The sequence below is a fragment of the Maledivibacter sp. genome (assembly GCA_025210375.1).
Classification (GTDB): domain Bacteria; phylum Bacillota; class Clostridia; order Peptostreptococcales; family Caminicellaceae; genus JAOASB01.
Genome location: JAOASB010000052.1, coordinates 155,111 through 178,926, shown reverse-complemented (window position 1 = coordinate 178,926; position 23,816 = coordinate 155,111). Strand labels below are relative to the sequence as shown.

Below are 23,816 nucleotides of genomic sequence, written 5' to 3'. Positions count from 1 at the left end.
CTAATCACCCAACATTTCATCGAGAAACATAAGCTGCTCATCGAATAAATTTTCACTTAAAATCCTATAGATTTCCCCTTCCTTGCGGGAAGGATCATGATTAAGAAAATTCTTAAGTTTACTTGTATTATAGTCTCCCATACTCTCCAGTATGTATCTTATTTCTTCCTTTTGGTGTATTTCTAGGTCTTCAATCCCTTTGTCACTATAAAACTTAACAAAAATCCCTAATACTTCATCGTTTATTATATGAATATCCCCGTCGGTTACATTTAAATCACCTTCCTTCATTTGACTTATGAGGCTAACCAACTGATTATTTTTTCCCTCCGAAAGCCTACCACTAACATATGGATGAAAACACATTATTGTCGATGTCGTAATAAAAGTCAATACGATCATTGATATAAGATATATTTTTCTTTTCATAATCCCACCTCCAGATATGTCGATCAAATATATAATTCCACATAATTCATACATATTTGATATTCTTAACAAAAATGCTTCTTCCTATTCCCTTCAATTCTTTTCGTCGTTCCTCAATCACTTAAGTACATTGATTATACCCGTTACTAAATTTCTAGAAAATAATTAAAATTACTTCGTAACCTAACTTATTTATTTTTTTCATATGCCCTATAAATCAGAACTATTTCCACTTTTTTAAGCATTCCATGATCAATCTGGGTAAAAAAACAATGAACTTATCCCTAATGTTATTGAAATACATGATATATTGTCATATAATTTAGTTGATATGATTTTTTAGAAATTATTAGATACCTATGAAAAGAGGTTTTATTATGAATAATATAAATAGCTTAAGTATTAAAATTGAAAAACTTAGAAAAGAATTATCATCTACATTAGATAATAATTTACATGATATGTCTATGGATGAGCTTGTTGATCAAAGTAATGAACTCAATAAATTAATCGTTGAATATTACAGACGAACAACCAACAAAGAGGACTAAATCCCCTTTGTTGGTTAATAATTTTCATTAAACATTAGGGTTCCTATATAAAAAATATTAATTAAAAATATAACCCCTTCATATATATCATATGAGGGGGTGTTTTTTCTTTTGGTCATGAAAAAAAAAGATTCAATACATGAAATTAAAATTCACTTTCAAGACAAATATGGGGTCAGTCTCCTATCAGAAAATTTATCCAAGAAATTCAAACCCAATACAATAATAATATGTATTGGTACCGATAGATGTATCGGCGATGCCCTAGGCCCACTAGTTGGCACACTGCTTATAAGGGCGAATTTCAAATATCCCGTTTATGGAACATTGAAAAATCCAATACATGCAATCAATCTCAAGGAAAAAGTAAAAAAAATCAGGGATATACATAAAAATCCGAATATAATCGCCGTGGATGCTTGCCTCGGTGATCAAAAATATATAGGCAATATACAAATAAGGCACAGTCCCATTTTACCCGGAAAGGGAGTAGGTAAAAACCTTCCCTCCGTTGGAAATATTTCCATAGTTGGCATAGTTGATAAATTTACCACCGATGATTTCTTTCCAATTCATAATATCAGACTAAGCTTAGTAATAGAAATGGCAGAAGTTATAGCAAAAAGTTTAATAGGAGCTATTTCAACATAATCACTATCAAGGGTATAGTAAGTACTGAAAATAGAGTTGATAAGAATACTGTCTTTGATGCTAGGTGGTAATCATTATTAAACCTTGATGCCATTATTGCTGCATTAGCAGCTATAGGCATGGCAGTCATTATTACAGGTATGGCTACCAAATAGTCACTAAATCCTATTGTTCTCAGTATAAACATTACCAAAACAGGTAATATAGCTAATCTAATGACACATAATATAAAAACTCTTTTATCAGTAAATATTTCTGATGTCTTTACATCAGCCAATATGGAACCAATAAATATCATAGCTAAGGGGGTTGTCAAACTACCCAAAAGCTCCAAGGTTCTATATATTGAATAGGGCAATTCTATCGAAAACAAGAATAGGATAAATCCCGTTATAATCGCAACTATTCCTGGATTTATAAATTTTTTGATACTTATACTGTTTTTATTATTTAGCTTTTCTTTATGGGTCTTCATATCATTTCTAGTTAAAAGATATACTCCAAATGTCCAAACTAGAATATTAAAGGGCAGATTGTAAAGTGCCCCATAAAATACTCCTATATCTCCCATTAAAGCTTTAATCACAGGATATCCCATATAGCCAACATTAGAAAAAACTATAGAATATTGAAATATATCCCTAGTTTCCCCTTTGACTCCCATGATTTTAGTTATAAAAAAAGAAATCCCTATAACAAATGTATATATGGATATTGAAACAATAATCAATTTACCACTTTTAACCAAAACATCGGGGGAGAAGGAAAAATTCATGGCCGTAATAATAAAAGCAGGTAAAGCTACATTCATCACTAAATTACTTACATCCCTATTCATATCATTAGATATTATCTTTAACTTTTTTATTATATATCCTATTATAATCAACAAAAATAATATAATTACTTGCTCAAGTACAGCCATTTTTCATCTCCTTTGTAAGAGGTCTATTCATTATTTAAAAAGTCAAAAAAATCTTCATAACCACTATGGACAAATTCATATAAAAGTGGAGTATCAGTCTTAAACTCACCTTCTAATTCAAGTAAATCCTGAAAAGACGCGCCGCCAAAGTATTTTCTCAGCTCCAATAAATTCTCCTTTGAAAAAGTACTCACAGCCAATTGATTTTCAGTGGTTATAAAATACACAGCAAATATATCTCCATTTAGATAGTATACTGGCCTTTTCACATGATCATTGTTTGGATTAAATTCGGTATATAGAAAACCGGTTTGGTGAATATTTTGCATGGCATTGGGCTTCTCCTTATCCAAAATCTCTACAAGCTTTATAAGTTCCTCCGTGGAGTATACTAATATATACTCGGACTTTTTAAGTTGAAAAGCTGCTTCTATAGAAGATATTTTCATCATATTCTCTATGGATCCATAGGCAACCCTAAGCCCATATTGAGTTGGTTGTACCCCAATAGTGGATATTATTAACTGATATCCCTTGTCTAAATCTATTAAGGATTCTACATTATAGTAGTTGATTCCATTCTTAGTATGGGAAGGTCTTATTGTATTCTTAATTAATGTAAATGATTTGTCAGTTGGATCAAACCCACTTACCTTACCATCTATGCATAAAAGATTCTGTCCCTTTTTATCAAATCCAACTGCCCTCATGATAAAATAGTTTACTAGCTGATAATCGGTTTCAATGATCTCGCATATCTTATACCATAGTTTTAACTCCCCAGCTTTATCTATGGTTGTAGGCTTCAATAAAAATTCATACTCTTCTACATCTTGACACAAAGACTCACCATTTCTAATATTTACTTTAAAACTCTCATTTAATATATACATACTTTCTTTTTTAGTAATTCTCACAAATTTTCCACCAAGACCACCCATCATCTTTGATGTAATGAAGTCTATATCTTCCTTGGTTCCATCCACAAGACTCTCAAACCCATCAATACCATATTCCTCGAAGTCCAGATGAAAAAATTGAATATATTCTTTTCCATCTTCCATTTCCCAATAAATTTTCATTCCTACTACACCCATAAGTCTAGTATTTGTAACAAAGCTCTTTTTAAATTTATATTTAGGCTTGACGGTTTTTCCCCCGCCTCCCTTTATAACCTTAAATTTTTCCTTTTTCATTAAATTACTCCTCATTTTTTTCATTCTCTACTTCATTATATTCTAACATATATTTTAGGGAATATATATATAGTTTAGGTTAAAGTTTTGACTGGAATCCCTATGTAGGATTCTCATAATATAACTTAACTTATACATGGACAAATATTTCATTTTTTAGGAAGTTTTCCATAAATATAAATCAAATACCCTACCTAGAACATTTCAAGTTATAAGCTTTGAAAATATAATGTGGGGACAGTCCCCCAGACCCACTAAAAAGCATGTGTGTCAGATAGGACAGCCCCCACGTCATATTTTCTAAATCCTATACCCTTTCTTCTACTCTATTCCGTCTATCAACTTTAGTATGTAATCTCCAATGGTATTCAGCTTTTCCTCAGCCTCTTCCTTTCTAGCTCCTACAACTGAGACATATATCTTTACTTTAGGTTCAGTGCCTGAAGGCCTGATGGCAATCCATGATCCATCCTCCAAGGTGAGATGTAAAACATTTGATTCTGGTAAATCAAGAACCTCTTCTCTATCCTCGAATATAAACTTAGCTTTTCCCTTTAAATAATCTCTTACTACCTCAGTCCTAATTCCTGCTATTTCCAGGGGCGAATTACTTCTAAAGCTATCCATTATTCTGCCAATCTTTTGAGCTCCATCCTTCCCCTTAAGAACAATGGATTTTAAAGCCTCTCTATGATACCCAAATTTCTTAAATAATTCCTCTAGTGCATCCAATAATGTCATACCCTTTGACTTATAGTATGCGGCCATCTCAGCTATCAATAGGGATGAAACCACTGCATCCTTATCCCGTACTTCAGTTCCTTTAAGGTATCCATAGCTTTCTTCATATCCAAATAAAAATATCTTATCTTCCCTACCTTCAAATTCCTTGATCTTCTCACCAATAAATTTGAAGCCCGTAAGGGTATTAATGGTGCCAACTCCATAGCTTTTAGCTATTTTACTGCCAAGCTCAGAAGTAACTATGGTCTTTATTATGACACCATTACTTGGAATATTCTTCATGGAGGATAATATATAATCAATGAGCAATGCTCCCGTTTGATTTCCAGTTAATACTTGGTACTTCCCTTCACTATTTTTAACCACTGCTCCAACCCTATCGCAATCTGGATCAGTACCTATGATAATCTCTCCCCCAACTTTTTCCGCCAGATTGATGGCCATATCAAAGGCCTTATGTTCCTCAGGATTGGGAGATTCAACTGTTGAAAAGTTGCTGTCTGGTACCTCCTGCTCTTTTACAGGATAAAATTTTTCAAAACCTATTTCAGTAAATACTCTTTTTACAGCCATTGCTCCGGTACCATGCAAAGGGGTATATACTACTTTGTAATCCTTCATTTTTTCTATGATATCTTTTCTTAGGGATAGGTCTTTAACCATATCTATGTATTTTTTATCTATTTCTTCTCCGATGATATGAAGTAGGCCCCTTTCTAGGGCCTCTTCTTCATCTATATAACTTACCCTACTAAAGTCTTGGATCTTTCCAATTTCTTCTATGACTTTATTTGCATATCGGGGAACAAGCTGCCCCCCATCTTCTCCATATACCTTGTATCCATTATAATTTGCTGGATTATGACTTGCAGTAATAACTATTCCCCCCGCTGCTCCCAGTTCCCTAACGGAAAAGGAAAGCTCCGGAGTAGTCCTTAGGGACTCAAAAACATATGCCTTTATTCCATTCCCCGCTAATACAAGGGCAGCTTCCTTCGCAAATTCAGGAGATTTATGTCTGCAGTCAAATGCAATAACTACTCCCTTTTCCTTCGCATTATCTACTTGTTGCAATATATAATTAGCCAGTCCTTGAGTAACCTTTCTCACAATATACCTATTGATCCTATTTGTACCTGCCCCAATGATGCCTCTAAGTCCACCCGTACCAAATTCCAATTCCCTATAGAATCTTTCTTCTATCTCTTTTTTATCATTCTTTATACTAAGCAGCTCTTTTTTTGTTTCACCATCAAAATATGGATTATCAAGCCACTCCCTATATTTCTCCATGTAGTCCATATCTGTTCCCCCTTAAGCTTCCTTCATAATTTTATCCGATAAAGCTTTTTGTAAAATAAGCCTACATGTATATGATATAATAAATTTTAATAATTATGATTAAAAATATATGAAATATCCCTTAGATTCTAAATTTTTGTATATTCTCATAAATTTAACGACAAAATTTGTGCAATTTGTAGGTTTATAGTACTACAAGCTTTCCTTTGCAGCTAAATTCCTAAATAGTACATCGCTAATCTCATCCAATATATCGCCCTTAACGGTTTTCATCAATAAATCACTTTGTTTTAGAAGATTGGGGATCATCTTCGATACACTGCCCCTTGAAGGCTGAAACTTACTTAAAACTTCATCTTCAAAGCTTTCAAAACTATATAATTTAAATTTCTCGATTCTGCGTTTTTCCGCTACCCTTTCATACATCGCTAAGATAATATCTTCATAGCCCTCTTCCCTGCCTATACCCAAAAGTTCCCCAAGCTTTGGAATTATATATTCAAAGAGCATTCTTCTATAGGGCATATATTCTATACCCAAAATTTTTCCTATCAATAATACCTTTTCTTCTGAAAGGTTTAAGAAATATTGTACAAAGTAATCCTCATCGGCTTTAGGCTGAATATAGTATTTGCTTCCCTTTAACTTATTAAACGTCTTTAAGGTGTCAAAATATCCAAGTTCTAGATTTCTTCGTGCCCTTTCCGTTGTAAAATCTAAGGTCATACCCAGATCATCTGAAGGATTTATATAGGTAATATTTAAACCAGTTTTCCTAACTCTTCTGGTTCTACCAATGGCATGGAGTCTAATGGCTATCAAATCCCTATATCCCTTGCCAAGGAGCATCCTTATGGGTAAATTGTCATAAAATCCACCATCCAGATACAACTTACCACCTATTTTTTCCATTTTGAATACGGGAAGATATGCACTGGCAATGAGATATTCTATAAGCTTCCCCTTTGGAATATCTTCTATATATAGCTCAAGTGGTCTTAAGTCCGTTAAGGAAACTGTGACCATTCCAAAATCTTTTTTGGAGCTTCTGATAACATCCTCATTAATAAATCCCTTTAGTAGATTTCTTAAGGGGGTTATATCCAAGCCTCTTTCATTCAACAAAGTCTTTAACTGTCCCATAATATAATTAATACTATCGGGGGTTATATCAAACTTAAGAAGTCTTTCTAAAAGCTTGTCATCTATATTTATCACCTTGGAAGGCGACATATTGTACCATATGTCATAGCATCTTTCAAATTCATCCTGGGCAATTATAGCTCCATTTAAGGCCCCTACCGATGTCCCTGATATTCCTTGTATATCTACTCCTAGCTCCTTTAACGCCTTCCAAGCTCCTATCTGAAATGCACCCTTTGCCCCTCCACCTTCCAATACTAGACCGTACATGAATTCACCTCCCTTTACTACTGACCATGGATTAAATAGTTCCTTATTATCCATTCTATTCATTACTAGCAGTTGTTGATTAAACAAATTGCATAATTACTTTCTATAAAAAAAATAAACAGGTCAGGTCACGAAGTGATTTTGATTATTTTTTGGGCACTCAATCAAGGACATACTCACTATATGTAAGCAGCCAATTGGCAACGAAAAAAATCAAAAGGACGAGCAAGATGACTAGTTTATTTTTAAATATACCTAAGCTTTTAATCAGATTTTTCTAGAAAACATGTAGTACTTATTCTTGATCCACTAATGCAAACTTGATTGTGGCTTTACATGCCACTTTGTCTCCTACATAGGCCACAGCTTCACCTTTTCCTATGCCTCTTCTAATACTTACCATTTCCACTTCCATTCTCAGTGTATCCCCAGGCACAACCTGTTCTCTAAATTTAACATTATCCATACCAGTAAACAAAGCAAGCTTACCCTTATATTCTTCCATTGAAAGTACTGCTACTGCCCCCACCTGAGCCATGGCCTCTACTTGAAGCACACCGGGCATTATTGGATTTCCTGGAAAATGGCCTTGGAAAAAGGGTTCATTTGCAGTTACATTCTTGATCCCTACAGCCTTTTTTCCCGGTTCCATTTCTACAATTTTATCTACCAAGAGGAATGGATATCTATGGGGTATGATTTCTTGAATCTGTATATTATTTAGCATTATAATCACTCCTTGTTTTATTTGAACTATAGGAATTTAAGTAGAGACTTTAATCTATGCATATAATTTATTTTAACCTACCCATGGCATTATATCAATAAAAATAGAGTTAACTACCTTATTTTGGTATTAACTCTATACATTATATTACACAAGATTCTATTTATCATCTTCGTCAATGCCATTTTTTTGTGATAGCTGTTGATACATTATTTGAGCTAGCCCCATTCCTTGACCCTTAGATACTTCCTTTGAGATTTCTTCATCAAGCATTCCTTCAAACATTTTTCTAGCGTGGCTTTTTTCAATTAGTCCACTATCCCCTATCGTTTTACGCATATTTTGCATAAGGATGTTAATATATATGGACTCAAACTGTTTGCAGGTAGCTTCTAGCTTTTCCTTATCATTAGAATTTTTAGCCTCTTCTAAGATTTTTTTAAAGTCCTCGGTATTGCTCTTAGCACTCTTAGTTTTTATTTGATTGATATTACCAGTCATTACGTCGTTTGATATTTTCATAAGGGCGACCTCCTTATTTATCAGCTATAAGCTGTAAAATGCTTTATCTTCTAAGATTATTTGCCATTTGTAGCATATCATCGGATGTTTGAATAGATTTTGAATTAACTTCATAGGCTCTTTGGGCTGTAATCAGTTTTATCATTTCTTCTACAACCTGTACGTTTGATGTTTCTAAAAAACCTTGCAGTACTTCACCGGCATCGCCTTGGAAGGATTCCACAGATTCTCCAGAAGCAGTTGTTTGCTTTAATAGGTTTTTACCTACGCTCTCAAGTCCCGCTGGATTAGAGAATTTGACCAGTAAAAGATTTGCCACCTCTTCTATTTCTTCAGAATCCGTTCTTTTTACACTTACTACTCCATCTTGACTGACAAATATATCTGATATATCTCTACCAAGCTCCACATCCCCTATATCTGATTGAACATAATATCCATCTGAAGTAGATATTCTTGCTTCTCCATCTTCTATACTAAGCTTAAAACTGCCATCCTTAGTATAAAATAGGTTGTCATTAGTATCCCTTACAACAAAAAACCCCTGCCCATTCACAGCAAAATCAAGATCATTATTTGTTTGCTCAAAGCTTCCCTGTGTAAATGAACGTACTGTAGCAGCGGGCATTACACCATGTCCTACCTCCAAATTAACAGGTTTCCCTTGCCCTTCGTTATAATCAGTTCTTCTTAGCTTCTCATACATAAGATCTTTAAACTCTATCCTCTGCTTCTTATACCCTGTTGTATTTACATTTGAAAGGTTATTTGAGATAGTATCAATGTTTAATTGTTGAGCTTTCATACCCGATGCCGCAGTCCAAAGTGCACGCATTTCCTATTCCTCCCATATCATTTATTATCCAAATTAATATAATTTAATTTCTTCAGAAAGTGTTATTAAATTCCCATACCCACTCTAAACTTTACCTATTTCATTTACCGCTTTTCCTATAGTCTCATCGTAGGCTTTTATCATCTTTTGACTAGATTCATATCCCCTGTACAAAGTCATCATTTCTATCATTTCTTTTATTGGATCCACATTTGATTTTTCAAGCTGACCTTGTAAAACCTGGCCATTAAAGCCTTCTTCTTCTACCTGTATTCCATCCTCTACTTTATAAAGCCCCGTCTCGGTTTTCCTCAAATCCCTAATATTTTTTACATTAACAAGCTGTAGTTTGTCTACTATTTCTCCATCCACCATAAGCTCTCCATTTGGTGTCAATGCCATATTTTCTCCATCTAAGACGATATCACCATATGATCCTTGGACCTTATGCCCCTCGGAGGTAATCAATTCCTTATATTCATTAAGTTTAAAGGAACCATCCCTAGTATATCTAGTACCCTCTTCAGTTTCAACCACAAAAAAGCCGTTTCCCTTTATGGCAAAATCCAGTGGATTATCCGTCCTAATCAGCTGTCCTTGTTCAAAATTTGTTTCTATTCTTTCAAGCTTAACTCCTGAGTTCATGGTTCCTATTACAGATGGATGTGCAAAGGTTATTAAACTATCAACCAATTCTCCGTCAACAAATACCCTTCCACCTTCATCTATATTCAGCTGACCATCCCCAACATAGATCAAGCCCTTATTCCCCAGTATCTCGTATCCATATCCACTCTCTATTTTGCCTTCTCTATCCTTATAAAAGGTTCTCAAAAAACCATCGTCTCCCACAGTAAATCTTGCTTTGTTATGAAAACTTATTCCCGTAGGTGTTTTGACCCTCATATATCCTGTATTTGAACTCACTTCAAAACTACCATTTTTATCTTGAACATCTACTTTATGTAGTTTTCTTAAATTGTTAGGGTTTATAGTCCCATCCATCTTACTAATTAGTGCATCTTCAAAGGATTCTATAAGAACTAGATCCTTTTTAAATCCTGTCGTATTAACATTGGCCATATTATTACTTACCACATCTATTTTTCTATTATTAGTAATAAGGGATGATGATGCCATGTATAGTCCACGAAACATATTGAAAACTACCTCCTCGTAAAAATGTACAAATCTAAATATCTTATCTATATAGCAAATCCTTAGGTTAACAGCTTAACAACTAAGGTATAACATTCCTAATGATTTATCGGCAAATTCTACTTATTTCTTTAACTTTCACTAGATTTTTTATTGGATTATTAAGCTATAATTATACAAATGCCTAGGATATAAATACGGCTTAAATGAAAAAGCCACTAATTCAAAGGATTAGTAGCTTTTGATATTTATCTTCTCGGCCTTTTATTTCTTCTATTTGTCATCATACTTTTTTCTAAAACATCTAGGTGATTTAATGACATTCCCGTTCCAGTTGCCACACAGGATACTGGATCTTCTGCTATATATGTTGGAATACCTGTTCTATGCTCAATCAACTTATTGAGTCCGTTTAATAATGCTCCTCCACCGGTCATTACTATACCCCTTGTACTAATATCCGATGATAGCTCAGGAGGCGTTCTTTCAAGAACAGAATGAACTGCATCTGCTATTGAATTCACCGGCTCATGAAGAGCTTCAAGCATATCTTCAGTAGTGACAGTAATTGTTCTAGGAAGTCCTGTTATCAAATCCCTACCTCTACAATCCATTTTTATTGGTTTGGTTTTTGGATAAGCAGTACCGATATTTATCTTTAAATCCTCAGCAGTTCTCTCACCTATAAGAATGTTTTTAGTCTTTCTCATATATTTAATAATAGCTTCATCAAACTTATCCCCGGCTACTTTTATTGACTCACTAACAACTATACCACCCAGTGATATTACGGCTATGTCAGATGTTCCTCCTCCTATGTCTAAGACCATATTACCATCAGGCTTAGTTATATCGAGGCCCGCTCCTACAGCAGCTGCAATGGGTTCTTCAATAAGATAGGTTTTTCCTCCCCCAGCTTCAGTGGTAGCATCTATAACCGCTCTTTTTTCAACTTCTGTAACTCCGCTCGGAACACAAACTATAATTTTAGGCTTAATAAAAAATTTCCTTCCACAGGTCTTATTTATAAAATATCTAAGCATCCTTTCAGTAACCTCATAATCTGAAATAACTCCGTCCCTAAGAGGTCTTATAGCTACTATATTTCCAGGAGTTCTTCCAAGCATCTGTCTGGCCTCTGAACCCACGGCAAGAATTTCATCGGTATTTCTATCTATGGCTACCACCGACGGCTCTTGAAGAACTATTCCTTTGCCTTTGATATAAACTAATACGCTGGCAGTTCCTAAATCTATACCTATCTCTGTTCCAAACATTTCTCCACACCTTTCGTCTATATATCACTATTGTATACTTGCTTTCTAATATTACTGCATGCCAGTCCATAGACTATTAAAAGCTTGTCCAATAGATTTATTCATTTGTATTGTATATTAATTGAGGAAATTGTATAACTCTGTCTTGGCTAAGCCTAATATGCGAATATCATCCTTAATTTAATTGCTTAAGATATAAGCATATTTGATGGTATAGTTTGGGGAATCCTTAAATTATATATAGTAGGTAGTTTTCATAGAAGGTGATTATGCAATTTCCTCAATTAACAATTTGTCTAAACTAAAAAATAATTACGTCGTATAATGTAATTAAAAATTCCTTGAAAAATGTTAAATTATGTCCATAAAAATATGATTCTATATATTCATGTAAATTCCTCTATATTTTTTAAAATATCCTTCAATTAATTTAGCATTATGTTTATCAAGTTAGTTTTTGTATTCTATACCTATTTATAACATAATATAGGTTCGTTTACAATGGTAAATTATAATAAGGCATATAAAAAAACAAAGGAGTCAAGTGACGAAGTAATTTGGGTTATTTTCTAGGCACTCAATCCCTTCTTTAATCACTGTATATAATTGATTGAGCAAGAATGAAAGGTAGGAAAAGCATGAATAAAATGACTATAGATATTCTAGTTGAAACTTCAATTTATACATGAGGAAATTGCATAACTCTTACTTGGCAGAATTGCATAATACATATGGTAGATAGTTTTTGTAGAAGGTAATTATGCAATTTGCTCACATAATAAAACAGGGCCATAACCCTGCTCTTATCTTATTGTTGCTTTATGCTATTTTGCAATACCAGTGTATTTCATTTTAGTTGCTTTGCCACCTCTGATATGTCTTTCAGCTTTATTTTTTTCAAGTATTGTTTTTACTTTTTTAGCCAAAAGAGGGTTTATCTTGGGGAGTCGTTCGGTGACATCCTTGTGTACTGTACTTTTACTTACTCCAAAGACTTTAGCTGTTTGTCTAACTGTAGTTTGTTTGCTGATTATATGCTCAGCTATTTCAACAGCCCTTTCCTCTATATAGTCCTTCACTGATGTACCCCCTTTAAAAATTTGGTTTGTTACATAATATGCAGTGAAATAACTATATAGAACAATAAACTTATAAGTCGATTTATTTAGTTGATTGAATTGAATAACTTTGACTTGGCTAAGTTGCATAATATATATGACATAGTTCCTATTCTTTTATTCTTCAGCCAAATATTTCATAGGATCAACACTTTTACCATTAAGCAATACTTCAAAATGAAGATGGGGTCCTTCAGCGGATTCAAATATTGATGAAGTTCCTACTCCACTTACTGTTTGTCCTTGAGTTACACTATCCCCGATATTAACCATAAGATCGGTACATAGATTACTATATCTTGTTATTAAACCCTCCCCATGATCAATGGATATGGTAATCCCTAATCTAGAATCGGTTAATACCTCTACAACTTCTCCACCTAATACAGCTTTTATTGGTGTGTTCTCTTCCGCAAGTATATCTATTCCGTGGTGGGTAGTATAATGCTCTAAGGTCTTGGAATATGTCAATGTCTCAACTGCATATCCCATTCCCAACTCACCTTTTACAGGCCATATCATAGTGATGGCTTTTTCACTGGAGACCTCTGCAGCTTGATTATTTTCTACGGTTGTCACTTTTAGTTTTGGTTTCTGATTTTCAACAAGAATTTTCCCATGGTTATTCTCCATGTCTTCACTTGATTCAGGATTTTCTTCATTTATGCTTTCTGTAGTTCCTTCATCCTGTGCTATGGTAAATTCATCACTTTCATTTTCTTGGTCTATAATAATAATGTCATTGGTTTGTTTTTCTATTTCATTCTCTGCCATATTTACTATTTCTGAATCCGTTATATTCATCTCTTCATTTCTAGGCGTATTGTCCTCCGCTATTCTATCCACATTGGATTTTGCCACCCAAACCGCTACAGTTCCAACAATACAAACACATAAGAACATAATAATATAAAAGCCTTCTTTGTCCAGTAATCTTGCAAACCCTTTTTCTCTACCCTCATTATTCTCATTTTTTTCTTTTTTCATTTTTTTTCTAAAACTCATAAAGTCCACCTCCCTTTTGTATTATTACCAAAATGTCGGTGGACGATACATGGTTTTAAGGCACGTAGAAAAAATAAACTCATCACCTTGCTTATTTATTTTTTGAATATTACTAATATTTTTCTATCCCTACCCCTTTATAGTAATGCTTCAATATATCCTCAAAACTATATCCTTTTTTAGCCATGCCGTTTGCGCCGTATTGACTCATACCAACTCCATGACCATATCCCTTAGTCTTGAATACCATTTTTTTCCCTGATATTGTTATTTTAAAATCAGCAGATTTAAGACCTAAAAGCTCCCTAATATTTCTTCCCGTTAATATCCCATCTCCCACCTTCATTTTAGTTACTCTTCCACCTTCACTTCTTGCCAATATCTTCATAGAATCTACAATATTGTTCTTGTTCAAATTACATTTTTTATATGAATTGTTTATTTTAGTAATAAATTCATTTGTAGATAATACTACTTCATCCTCTAAATGCTTGGATGCTTCTTCATAGGGACTTTCTACACTCCTTAGATAAGGTGCCATTGATGAAAACACATCCTCTGAATTTTCCGTTCTTCCCCCACTGGTAGAATGATATAAGGGATCAATCAACTTGCCCTCATAGGTTATTACCAAACCCTTGGTTTCCTCTACAGCCCTTTCTATTTTAGGCCAATAATTTGTCATCCAATTTTCTTCCTTTGTTTTACTTAGCTGTTCCTTACTTCTATATACTTGACAGTGTACTCCATTACATACCTCTGCACCGGGATGTGCAGGATTTCCCCTATCTCCATATTTTATTTTTTGATGTAGAGCCTTGGTTCTTGCCGCCACTGCCTGGGATTTTAAAGCATCCATTTCAAATGCGGCGGGCATTTCCCCTGCAACCACACCCTTCACATATTCTTCTAATTCTATTTCTACAATTCTCTGTGATTCGTTTAGATAAACCTTTATCATCAATTCTTCCGTACTATGTTCTTGTTTCTCCTTTTCCGTATTAGGTAGGGCTATATCACAGCTATATATAAGAACCATTGGCAATAAAATAGTCACTAGTATTATCCCGATTACTATAGATAGAATCCCCTTCATGTCTTCTCCCCCTTGTCCATATAAAACTCCTTACATTTTATGTTGCTAAGGGAAAAAATATGATTAAAATTCTACACTATTATAAATGTGGGATTTGAAAAATTAGTAAGTAATACACCGCGACAGAGATTATAGTCAAAACTTTAATTTATGTATATTAAAACTCCCCAGAAACATGGAATATTTCCATATGTATAAATTAGGATTTATTCTAAGCTCTGTATATCTTCGTCGAATTTTTAGATTGAGTTCAAAATTATTTTGTCATATTTCCAGGGAAATATGACATTATTATTTGCCATAATAAAAAAATGTCAAAATCCATTAATGAATTTTGACACTTTTTTGTATTATAGGGCATATGAAAAAAATAAGCTGGTCAAGTTACGAAGTAATTTTGATTATTTTCTATACCCTCAGTCACGGGCATACTCACTGTATGTAAGTGATTGAGTAACAAAGAAAAGAATCAAAAGGACGAGTAAGATGACTAGCTTATTTTTGAATCTACCTAAAGTATATGTTAATCTACTCTTTCAATATTTGCCCCTAGGCTTCTTAATTTACTCTCTATATCTACATATCCTCTGTCTATATGGTGTATATCACTTATTTCCGTTTTACCTTCAGCAACTAATCCTGCCAATATAAGTGCCGCTCCAGCCCTAAGATCAGTTGCCCTCACTTGGGCTCCTTCAAGGGATTTAGCACCTTGAACTACAGCACTATGTCCCTCTATCTTTATATTAGCACCCATTCTATTTAGTTCACTAACATGCATAAATCTATTTTCAAATACGGTTTCAATAATCACACTAGTACCCTTCGCCACACTCAAAAGCGCCATGAATTGTGACTGCATATCCGTTGGAAATCCTGGGTAAGGAAGGGTTTTTACATCGATGGCATTGATGCCATTTGTAGCGCACACCCTTATTTGATCAGCATTTTCATAAACTTCAACCCCGCATTCCTTAAGTTTAGCTATCATCGGCTTTAAATGATCTGGCAATGCATTTTTTATTGTGATATCTCCACCGGTTATAGCAGCTGCCACCATATATGTACCCGCTTCAATTCTATCAGGAATTACAGTGTGTCTTGTCCCTCCTAATTCCTTTACTCCCTGTATCTTTATGGTATCAGTTCCTGCTCCCTTTACATTAGCTCCCATACTGTTCAAAAAGTTTGCTAAATCCACTATTTCAGGTTCTTCTGCTGCATTCTGTATTATAGTCTGACCTTCAGCCATTGTAGCAGCCATCATTATATTTTCTGTAGCTCCGACACTTGGAAAATCCAGATATATTTTATCCCCTACTAATTTTTCTGCTGTAGCCTCAATGTAACCGTGACCCAATTCTATCTTGGCTCCCATGGCTTTAAATCCTTTTAGATGTAAATCTATGGGTCTTGTTCCAATAGCACATCCACCGGGTTGAGAAACTCTTGCCTTTCCATTTCTAGCTAATAATGGGCCAATAATTTGAAATGATGCTCTCATCTTTTTTACTAATTCATATGGAGCCTCACAATTATTTAATAATGAACAATCAATTTCTATAATACCATCACTGTTTTTATTTACATCTGCTCCGAGGGAAGTTAAAAGTTCTCCCATGTACTCAACATCTTTTATATTAGGGCTATCTTCAATTAAAACCTTACCCTTTGAAAGTATTGAAGCAGCCATGATTTTTAAAACAGAGTTTTTCGCACCACTTACTTTTACCGTACCCATTAACGGTCCACTTTTTTGTACAATTATCTTTGGCAATGGTGATCCTCCTTTTATTGTATATTACGAATTCTTAGGCTTCTATTTTAAATCTATTGATATAAGTTATAATTTTAAAAATACTCCATCTTAGTATTTCTACATCAATCTATTTTTTCCTGCTTGTATTGCGAAACAAATGCCATTTACTTAAATTACCAAATAAAGTACTGATAGTTTATAAATATTGATCAATAAAAGTTTATGACCACATACATATAACATACTCTATTAATATTCCTCAACGATCAATGGAGTCCCTATCCATATATACGTTTTGTTTTCATAGCTGTTCAATCGTGTAGCAATATTGATATTTGCCTTTTTTCCACAATAGCTTATATGCTCTTTAATATTAGGGGTATATCCTGTTATGCTAATTAAATTATCTTCATCTATGCCTTCAACCCCTTCTGCTCCAACTGCTTCAAATAGTCTGTCGATTATTATCTTAAGTTCCTTATTATCTACAAATCCATTATAATATCCTACAATATTAACATTCAGATTCACTTTTCCATAGCTTAATAGGACATCTCTAATTTTATCACATAGTTTTTCTAAAGCATACTGTCCTTTGGTCTCAATTATATCTATGACTATAGTACTTTCATTAGGGTTCTCCAACTTTGAACTCCGTAGGATAATAGTAGCGTATACTCCTCCACAAAGAATCCCCTTAACACTAATGCCATAAGAATTTTCTTCTATTTTTTTTTTAATACTAATTTCTTTCATTCCAAGCTTTTCTGAAATATCATTACATATTTTGCTTCCATTGTCAATAGCTATAAAATTATTGTCAATTCTTACATAGCTATTAATGTTTATATGATCTAATTTGGCCTTTGATACATCAAAAGCTGTTTTTACTGCTAATTCCGGTTTTAACGGCTCTATGGAATTACCAAATACAACGGATATACTTAGTGTCAAAATAAAAATATAAATAAATAATTTCTTATACATTTGCCCTCACCCTACTCAATTACTAGCCATTGCACCGGCTAAAATGATAAAAGGAAGAGATACAGCAGCAAAATATGCAAAGGGGGACTTAAAATCATATTTTGAGCTATACTCTATCCTCTTTCATTAAAAGTATTGACACATAGGTTTTCTTATATACATAATAAAAAAATTATTTTTTTAATTTTTAACCATACCATAGGAATCACAAGCAATATTTTACACTACACTAAAAAAATCCCGAAGCAATTCTTCGGGATTTCATTCTGCCTAAAAACCCGAATTTCTTCGTTGTTGCTTCAACCAAGAACCCTTACGTATGTCTATATACGCTGCAGCCTCTCGGTTTCAGCACGCCTCGAACTTCGGATTGTTAGGCAGCCTGACATCTTGTTGACTTTGTCAACAATCTGAAAATCCCGAAGGAATTCTTCGGGATTTTTTTGTTTATTCACCTTTTGTAAGTCTTAATCTATTTAATGCTTTATTAAGTGCTATTTGAGCCCTTAACATATCCGTTTCTTCAGACTTAATTTTAATTCTTTCTTCGGCTCTCTTCATAGCAGACTCAGCCCTTACAACATCTATTTCCTCAGGCCATTCAGCTGAATCAGTAACAATAGTAGCTTTATCTTCATCAGTGCTTATAAAGCCACCAGAGCATGTAGCCTTAATAATTTTACTATCCTTTTTTATCTTAATTACTCCTATAGAAAGAGGTGATACCATGGGAACATGGTCATGAAGAATACCAGTATATCCTTCCGTGGTCTTAGCAATAACCATATCAACCTCGCCTTCAAAAAACTTTCTATCGGGAGTAACTATCTCAAGCTGGAAAGTCGATGCCATTTGCTCACCTCCAAAAAAGTTCAAAGTTCTAAGTTCTAGGTTTTTAATCGTTCTTCTATTTGTCTAAATCTTGGAACTTGCAACTTAGAACTTGACCCTAACACTTTACCCTTAAGATTGTTTCGCTTTTTCCACTGCATCCTCAATTGTTCCTACTAGAAGAAAGGCCGATTCTGGAAGATCATCGTGTTTACCTTCTAGTATTTCCTTGAATCCTCTTATGGTCTCCTTAATAGGTACATATCTTCCTGGAGTTCCTGTAAACTGCTCAGCAACGTGGAATGGTTGTGACATAAATCTTTGAATCTTTCTTCCCCTTGAAACAACTAATTTATCTTCATCCGAAAGCTCATCCATACCAAGTATAGCAATTATATCCTGTAGCTCCTTTAATCTCTGTAGTATCTCTTGAACCTGACGAGCCACCTTATAATGTTCTTCTCCAACTACCTCTGGAGTCAAGATTCTTGAGTTAGAATCCAGAGGATCCACAGCTGGATATATCCCTAGATTAGATATCTCTCTTGATAAAACTGTTTGAGCATCCAGATGGGCAAACGTTGTTGCCGGAGCGGGGTCAGTTAAGTCATCGGCAGGTACGTATACAGCTTGAACCGATGTGATGGAACCCTTCTTAGTTGATGTGATTCTCTCTTGAAGGGCACCCATATCCGTAGCAAGTGTCGGCTGATAACCAACGGCACTAGGCATACGTCCAAGTAATGCTGAAACCTCTGAGCCCGCTTGTGTAAATCTAAATATATTGTCAACGAATAATAGTACATCTCTACCTTCAGTGTCTCTGAAATATTCCGCCATTGTAAGTCCAGTAAGTCCAACACGCATTCTAGCTCCTGGTGGCTCATTCATCTGTCCAAATACCATGGCAGTTTTTTCAATAACTCCCGACTCTATCATTTCATGATAAAGGTCATTACCTTCCCTTGTTCTCTCACCAACACCGGCAAATACTGAAAGTCCACCATGCTCCTTTGCGATATTGTTGATAAGCTCTTGGATAAGAACCGTCTTACCAACACCGGCACCACCAAATAAACCTATCTTACCACCCTTAGCATAGGGTGCTATAAGATCAACTACTTTGATCCCAGTTTCAAGAATCTCAGCGGATGTCTCTTGATCTTCAAAGGCTGGAGCTGGTCTATGAATAGGCCATTTTTCTACCTTCTTGGGGTCCGGCTTAGCATCTATAGCACTTCCAAGTACATTGAATATACGACCTAATGTTGCTTTTCCAACAGGAACTGAAATAGGTGTTCCTGTATCCACGGCTTCAATACCCCTTACCAAGCCATCAGTTGATGACATGGCAACACATCTTACTGTATTGTCCCCTATATGTTGAGCAACCTCAACTATAAGCTTCTTATCATTATAATTAATCTCTATGGCATTCAAGATTTCAGGTAGATTTTGGCTTTCAAATCTTACGTCTACAACAGGACCTATGATTGAAACTACCTTTCCAACGTTTTGGGCCATACTGAGTTCACATCCTTTCATAAAAGTTCCAAGTTTCAAAAGCTAAGCTTAAAACATTTCAGTCATTTTTTATGGTGCTTTTTCTCACAACTTAGAACTATAAACTACTTCAGTGCTTCTGCACCTCCAACGATTTCTGTAATTTCTTGAGTGATAGCAGCCTGTCGTGCCTGATTAAATGACAATGTAAGATTTCCAATCATTTCCTCAGCATTATCCGTTGCATTTTCCATAGCCATTCTTCTAGCAGCCTGTTCACTGGCAGCCGATTCAACTAATGCACCAAATATTGTACTTTCAACATATTTAGGAATCAGATAATCTAGCACTGCCCCTGGAGAGGGTTCATATGAAACATACTTAAATTCCTTTTCCCCAGACTGCTCCTCATTTGGTTTAGATGCTGGTAAAAGCTTAAGCAATTCTGGTACTTGGGATATAGTACTTGCAAATCTAGTATATATAAGCTTAATTTCATCTATTTCGCCATCTTTGTATAGCTTAAGGGCTAATCTTCCTATATCCTTAGCATGACTATACTCTGGTTTTTCTGAAATCTGTAAATATTCACCTAATATCTCATAATTTCTCTTCTGTAAATAACCCTTAGCTCTTTGTCCAATAACTATGAAGCTAGCCTTTTCCTTATCTTCTATATCCTCTAATGCCTTTTTTATAGCATTTATATTGTATCCACCGCATAAACCTCTATCAGCCGTAATAACTATATACAGACTCTTTTTAATTTCACGCTCACTGATATATTTATGCTCAATATTATTAGCACTCCCTAGTATTCCTTGTATAGTTCTATTTACTGTTTCAGAATATGGTTGTACTTTTTCAAACCTGTCTCTTGTTCTCTTTAACTTAGCAGTAGATACAAGCTTCATGGCATTAGTTATCTGTTTAGTACTGTTTACACTCTTTATCCTACGCTTGATATCGCGCATTCCCATTCCTGCCATATACCTTCACCTCCTGCGGCAAGGGTTTAGCAAAATGCTAATGCATTTTGCTGTTCAAAGTCCTAAGTCCAAGGTCCTAACAAACCATTGTTTTTTATACTTCTCAGCCCATTATTCTTAGAAGATTTGAACATATATTATGCTCTATCCTTTTCTCTTTCCTTAAATATCCTATTAAATTCTTCTATGGCCGACTTAAGCTCGTTTTCTGTTTTTTCTTCAAGCTTACCAGTTTGTTTTATTGAAGCACCAATTTCTGAATGATTGTTACCCATAAATTCTAAAAGTTGTACCTGATAACGTCCTAAAGCATCTACTTCTATTTCCTTAAGATACTTATTAACAGCAGCATAGATTATTATAACTTGATCTTCTACTCTAATCGGATTATATTGAGACTGCTTTAATATTTCCATTAATCTTTGACCTTGATCAAGTCTATCCTTTGTATCCTTATCAAGCTCAGAACCAAATTGAGCAAAGGCAGCTAGTTCTCTATACTGAGCAAGCTCAAGCTTGATTTTACCTGCAACCTTTTTCATAGCTTTTATCTGAGCATCTCCACCAACACGTGATACGGATATACCTGCATTAACCGCTGGTCTTTGTCCTGCGTTGAACAATTCTGTCTCAAGATATATCTGCCCATCGGTAATAGATATTACATTTGTAGGGATATAAGCCGAAACGTCCCCCGCTTGTGTTTCAATAAGTGGAAGGGCAGTTATTGAACCTCCTCCAAGCTTATCACTAAGCTTTGCAGCTCTCTCAAGTAATCTACTATGTAGATAGAATACATCACCAGGATATGCTTCACGTCCCGGTGGACGACGAAGTAATAATGACATAGCACGATATGCAACAGCATGCTTAGACAAGTCGTCGTACACTATCAGCACATCTTTACCTTGATGCATAAGTTCTTCTCCCATTGCACAACCAGCAAAGGGTGCGATATACTGAAGTGGAGCCGCTTCACTTGCTGAGGCTGAAACCACCATAGTGTAGTCCATTGCACCATTCTCTTCTAAAGTTTTAACAAGCTGGGCAACAGTGGATTTCTTTTGCCCAATAGCAACATATATACAAATTACATTTTCTTCTTTTTGATTCAAGATGGTATCAATACAAACGGCAGTTTTACCGGTTTGTCTATCACCGATAATAAGCTCCCTCTGTCCCCTACCTATAGGTATCATGGAATCTATGGCCTTGATACCAGTTTGCAAGGGCTGATGAACTGATTTTCTGTCTATAACGCCAGGAGCCTCGGCTTCTATAGGTCTAAACTTTTCAGATTTTATCGGTCCTTTACCATCTATAGGTTGTCCTAACGCATTAACAACTCTTCCTATCAATTCATTACCAACGGGAACCTCAACGATTCTTTCGGTACGCTTTACGGTATCCCCTTCTTTGATATTTTGATCAGACCCAAGTAACACAGCACCAACATTATCTTCCTCTAGGTTAAGTACCATACCGTAGACTTCGTCAGGAAACTCCAGAAGCTCTCCAGCCATACATTTTTCAAGCCCATGGATTCTTGCAATACCGTCTCCAACTTGAATTATTGTTCCTACATCCTTCGCTTCAAGCTTACTTTCATATCTTTTAATCTGTGCTTTAATCACAGAGCTTATTTCTTCAGGTCTAAGATTCATGGTCTATTCACCCCTATCTCTTACACTATGATTTGTGATAGACTTTCCTTCAGTTCTTCAAGTCTACTCTTTATCGTTCCATCTATAATCTTATCGCCTATCTTAACTAAAATTCCACCTATAACATCCTTATCGATCTCATTTGAAAGCTCGATGGTCTTTCCTGTTATTGTGGATAATTTCTCCCTAAGCATAATCTTTTCTTTATCAGCTAAAGGAACCGCAGTAATTGCTACTGCATTAACTATGCCCTTATGTTCATTTACTATACTTTCATACTCACATTTTATTTGCTCAATAAAATGACCTCTTCTTTTATCAATGATTATTTTCAAGAAATTATTCATCTCTTTACTCAATTTATCACCAAATATATCTTCCATTATCTTTTTCTTTTCATCGCCTTTAACAAGGGGGGTTTTGAAAAGTTCAAAAAACTCTGGATACATTTTAAAGGTCTTTGTAACAAAGCTTATTTCATCTAAAAACTGATCTACCTTGCTTTCCTCTAAAGCCACTTCAAATAAAGCCTCTGAATAAGTTCTAGATACTAATTTTGCCATCTTGTTTCCCCTACCTCATCTATAAACTTTCTTACAAGGTTATTATGCTTTTTATCATTTAAGTCTTCTTCAACAACTTTAGAAGCCGCAAGCATGGCAATAGATGCTATTTCATCCTTAAGGGAATTTATAGCCTTTTTTCTTTCTCTGTCTATTTCAAGATTTGCTCTTTGTTTTATTTCTTCTGCTTCCTTATGAGCTGCTTTAATTATTTCGTTAGCCCTTTCCTCGGCCCTCTTAGCAGCATCCCTTATTATTTGTCTACCTTCTTCTTCTGAACTACCTATCTTAGCTATATACTCTGCCTTATAGCTTTCAGCTTCTTCATTCTTCATCTCAGCTTCTTTTATAGAACCTACAATTTCAGCTTTTCTTCTTTCCATAAACTCTGAAACCGGTTTGAATAGAAGCTTTTTAAGAATAAGGAAAAGTATAATTGTATTAACTATTTGAAACCAGAAATTCCAACTGACTTCAACTAACCCAAGCTTCAATCCCATTTAGACGCCTCCTTTACAAACCCATAATAATCGGGGTATCTCAAAATAGGAGATGGCTGTCCATCTCCACC

The 23,816-nt window shown here is 34.8% G+C and carries 23 protein-coding genes; 2 read left to right on the top strand and 21 right to left on the bottom strand.

From position 1 onward, the window contains the following. Complete coding sequence (locus N4A68_18460; GenBank protein ID MCT4566281.1) at positions 1 to 429, bottom strand: hypothetical protein; 429 nt, start codon at positions 427 to 429, stop codon at positions 1 to 3. Positions 430 to 806: 377 nt separating this feature from the next. Here N4A68_18460 and N4A68_18455 point away from each other — a divergent pair, with 377 nt between their 5' ends. Next, positions 807 to 980, top strand: a complete 174-nt coding sequence (locus N4A68_18455; protein MCT4566280.1) for an aspartyl-phosphate phosphatase Spo0E family protein — start codon at positions 807 to 809, stop codon at positions 978 to 980. 111 nt (positions 981 to 1,091) lie between these two features. Next, complete coding sequence (gene yyaC, locus N4A68_18450; protein ID MCT4566279.1) at positions 1,092 to 1,631, top strand: spore protease YyaC; 540 nt, start codon at positions 1,092 to 1,094, stop codon at positions 1,629 to 1,631. On the opposite strand, the gene N4A68_18445 is transcribed toward yyaC, so the two are convergent. The 20 genes from N4A68_18445 to atpF all read right to left on the bottom strand — a co-directional run bounded on the left by N4A68_18445 (position 1,618) and on the right by atpF (position 23,745). Beyond that, positions 1,618 to 2,556 (bottom strand): AEC family transporter, encoded by a 939-nt coding sequence (locus N4A68_18445; protein ID MCT4566278.1) that lies wholly within the window; start codon positions 2,554 to 2,556, stop codon positions 1,618 to 1,620. The two genes, yyaC and N4A68_18445, sit on opposite strands and share 14 nt — an antisense overlap. A 23-nt stretch (positions 2,557 to 2,579) precedes the next feature. Next, positions 2,580 to 3,752, bottom strand: coding sequence for a hypothetical protein (locus N4A68_18440; GenBank protein MCT4566277.1), 1,173 nt, complete (start codon positions 3,750 to 3,752; stop codon positions 2,580 to 2,582). 321 nt (positions 3,753 to 4,073) lie between these two features. Then, positions 4,074 to 5,798 carry a phospho-sugar mutase gene (locus N4A68_18435; GenBank protein MCT4566276.1) on the bottom strand — a complete coding sequence of 575 codons (1,725 nt, stop codon included), beginning with the start codon at positions 5,796 to 5,798 and terminating at the stop codon, positions 4,074 to 4,076. A 192-nt stretch (positions 5,799 to 5,990) separates the two neighbouring features. Further along, on the bottom strand, positions 5,991 to 7,211 hold the full coding sequence (locus N4A68_18430) for a patatin-like phospholipase family protein (GenBank protein MCT4566275.1): 1,221 nt from the start codon (positions 7,209 to 7,211) through the stop codon (positions 5,991 to 5,993). A 295-nt stretch (positions 7,212 to 7,506) separates the two neighbouring features. Continuing rightward, a complete protein-coding gene (gene fabZ / locus N4A68_18425; GenBank protein MCT4566274.1) occupies positions 7,507 to 7,938 on the bottom strand; it encodes a 3-hydroxyacyl-ACP dehydratase FabZ in 432 nt (143 codons plus the stop codon). Between the two features lie 159 nt (positions 7,939 to 8,097). Beyond that, positions 8,098 to 8,460 (bottom strand): rod-binding protein, encoded by a 363-nt coding sequence (locus N4A68_18420; protein MCT4566273.1) that lies wholly within the window; start codon positions 8,458 to 8,460, stop codon positions 8,098 to 8,100. A gap of 43 nt (positions 8,461 to 8,503) precedes the next feature. Next, positions 8,504 to 9,295 (bottom strand): flagellar basal-body rod protein FlgG, encoded by a 792-nt coding sequence (flgG, locus tag N4A68_18415; GenBank protein ID MCT4566272.1) that lies wholly within the window; start codon positions 9,293 to 9,295, stop codon positions 8,504 to 8,506. 84 nt (positions 9,296 to 9,379) lie between these two features. Further along, entirely contained in the window at positions 9,380 to 10,453 is a 1,074-nt protein-coding gene (locus tag N4A68_18410; protein MCT4566271.1) for a flagellar hook-basal body protein, read from the bottom strand. Between the two features lie 248 nt (positions 10,454 to 10,701). Then, positions 10,702 to 11,730: a rod shape-determining protein gene (locus tag N4A68_18405; GenBank protein MCT4566270.1), complete on the bottom strand. Its 1,029-nt coding sequence runs from the start codon at positions 11,728 to 11,730 to the stop codon at positions 10,702 to 10,704. Positions 11,731 to 12,554: 824 nt separating this feature from the next. Continuing rightward, a complete protein-coding gene (spoIIID, locus tag N4A68_18400; protein ID MCT4566269.1) occupies positions 12,555 to 12,809 on the bottom strand; it encodes a sporulation transcriptional regulator SpoIIID in 255 nt (84 codons plus the stop codon). Between the two features lie 156 nt (positions 12,810 to 12,965). After that, on the bottom strand, positions 12,966 to 13,853 hold the full coding sequence (locus N4A68_18395) for a M23 family metallopeptidase (GenBank protein MCT4566268.1): 888 nt from the start codon (positions 13,851 to 13,853) through the stop codon (positions 12,966 to 12,968). A 112-nt stretch (positions 13,854 to 13,965) separates the two neighbouring features. Beyond that, entirely contained in the window at positions 13,966 to 14,949 is a 984-nt protein-coding gene (gene spoIID, locus N4A68_18390; protein ID MCT4566267.1) for a stage II sporulation protein D, read from the bottom strand. A gap of 523 nt (positions 14,950 to 15,472) precedes the next feature. Then, positions 15,473 to 16,726, bottom strand: coding sequence for a UDP-N-acetylglucosamine 1-carboxyvinyltransferase (gene murA / locus N4A68_18385; GenBank protein ID MCT4566266.1), 1,254 nt, complete (start codon positions 16,724 to 16,726; stop codon positions 15,473 to 15,475). A gap of 231 nt (positions 16,727 to 16,957) precedes the next feature. Continuing rightward, entirely contained in the window at positions 16,958 to 17,695 is a 738-nt protein-coding gene (locus N4A68_18380) for a YwmB family TATA-box binding protein (GenBank protein ID MCT4566265.1), read from the bottom strand. Positions 17,696 to 18,142: 447 nt separating this feature from the next. Continuing rightward, positions 18,143 to 18,547, bottom strand: coding sequence for a F0F1 ATP synthase subunit epsilon (locus N4A68_18375; protein ID MCT4566264.1), 405 nt, complete (start codon positions 18,545 to 18,547; stop codon positions 18,143 to 18,145). Between the two features lie 111 nt (positions 18,548 to 18,658). Further along, complete coding sequence (atpD, locus tag N4A68_18370) at positions 18,659 to 20,050, bottom strand: F0F1 ATP synthase subunit beta (protein ID MCT4566263.1); 1,392 nt, start codon at positions 20,048 to 20,050, stop codon at positions 18,659 to 18,661. A gap of 104 nt (positions 20,051 to 20,154) precedes the next feature. Next, entirely contained in the window at positions 20,155 to 21,018 is an 864-nt protein-coding gene (gene atpG / locus N4A68_18365; protein MCT4566262.1) for an ATP synthase F1 subunit gamma, read from the bottom strand. 137 nt (positions 21,019 to 21,155) lie between these two features. After that, positions 21,156 to 22,682: a F0F1 ATP synthase subunit alpha gene (atpA, locus tag N4A68_18360; GenBank protein ID MCT4566261.1), complete on the bottom strand. Its 1,527-nt coding sequence runs from the start codon at positions 22,680 to 22,682 to the stop codon at positions 21,156 to 21,158. A gap of 20 nt (positions 22,683 to 22,702) precedes the next feature. Beyond that, positions 22,703 to 23,245, bottom strand: coding sequence for a F0F1 ATP synthase subunit delta (locus tag N4A68_18355; GenBank protein ID MCT4566260.1), 543 nt, complete (start codon positions 23,243 to 23,245; stop codon positions 22,703 to 22,705). After that, the gene (gene atpF, locus N4A68_18350) at positions 23,233 to 23,745 is read right to left on the bottom strand and encodes a F0F1 ATP synthase subunit B (GenBank protein ID MCT4566259.1); all 513 of its coding nucleotides are present in this window, start codon (positions 23,743 to 23,745) and stop codon (positions 23,233 to 23,235) included. Before atpF ends, N4A68_18355 begins: the two co-directional genes overlap by 13 nt. Positions 23,746 to 23,816: the final 71 nt, after the last annotated feature.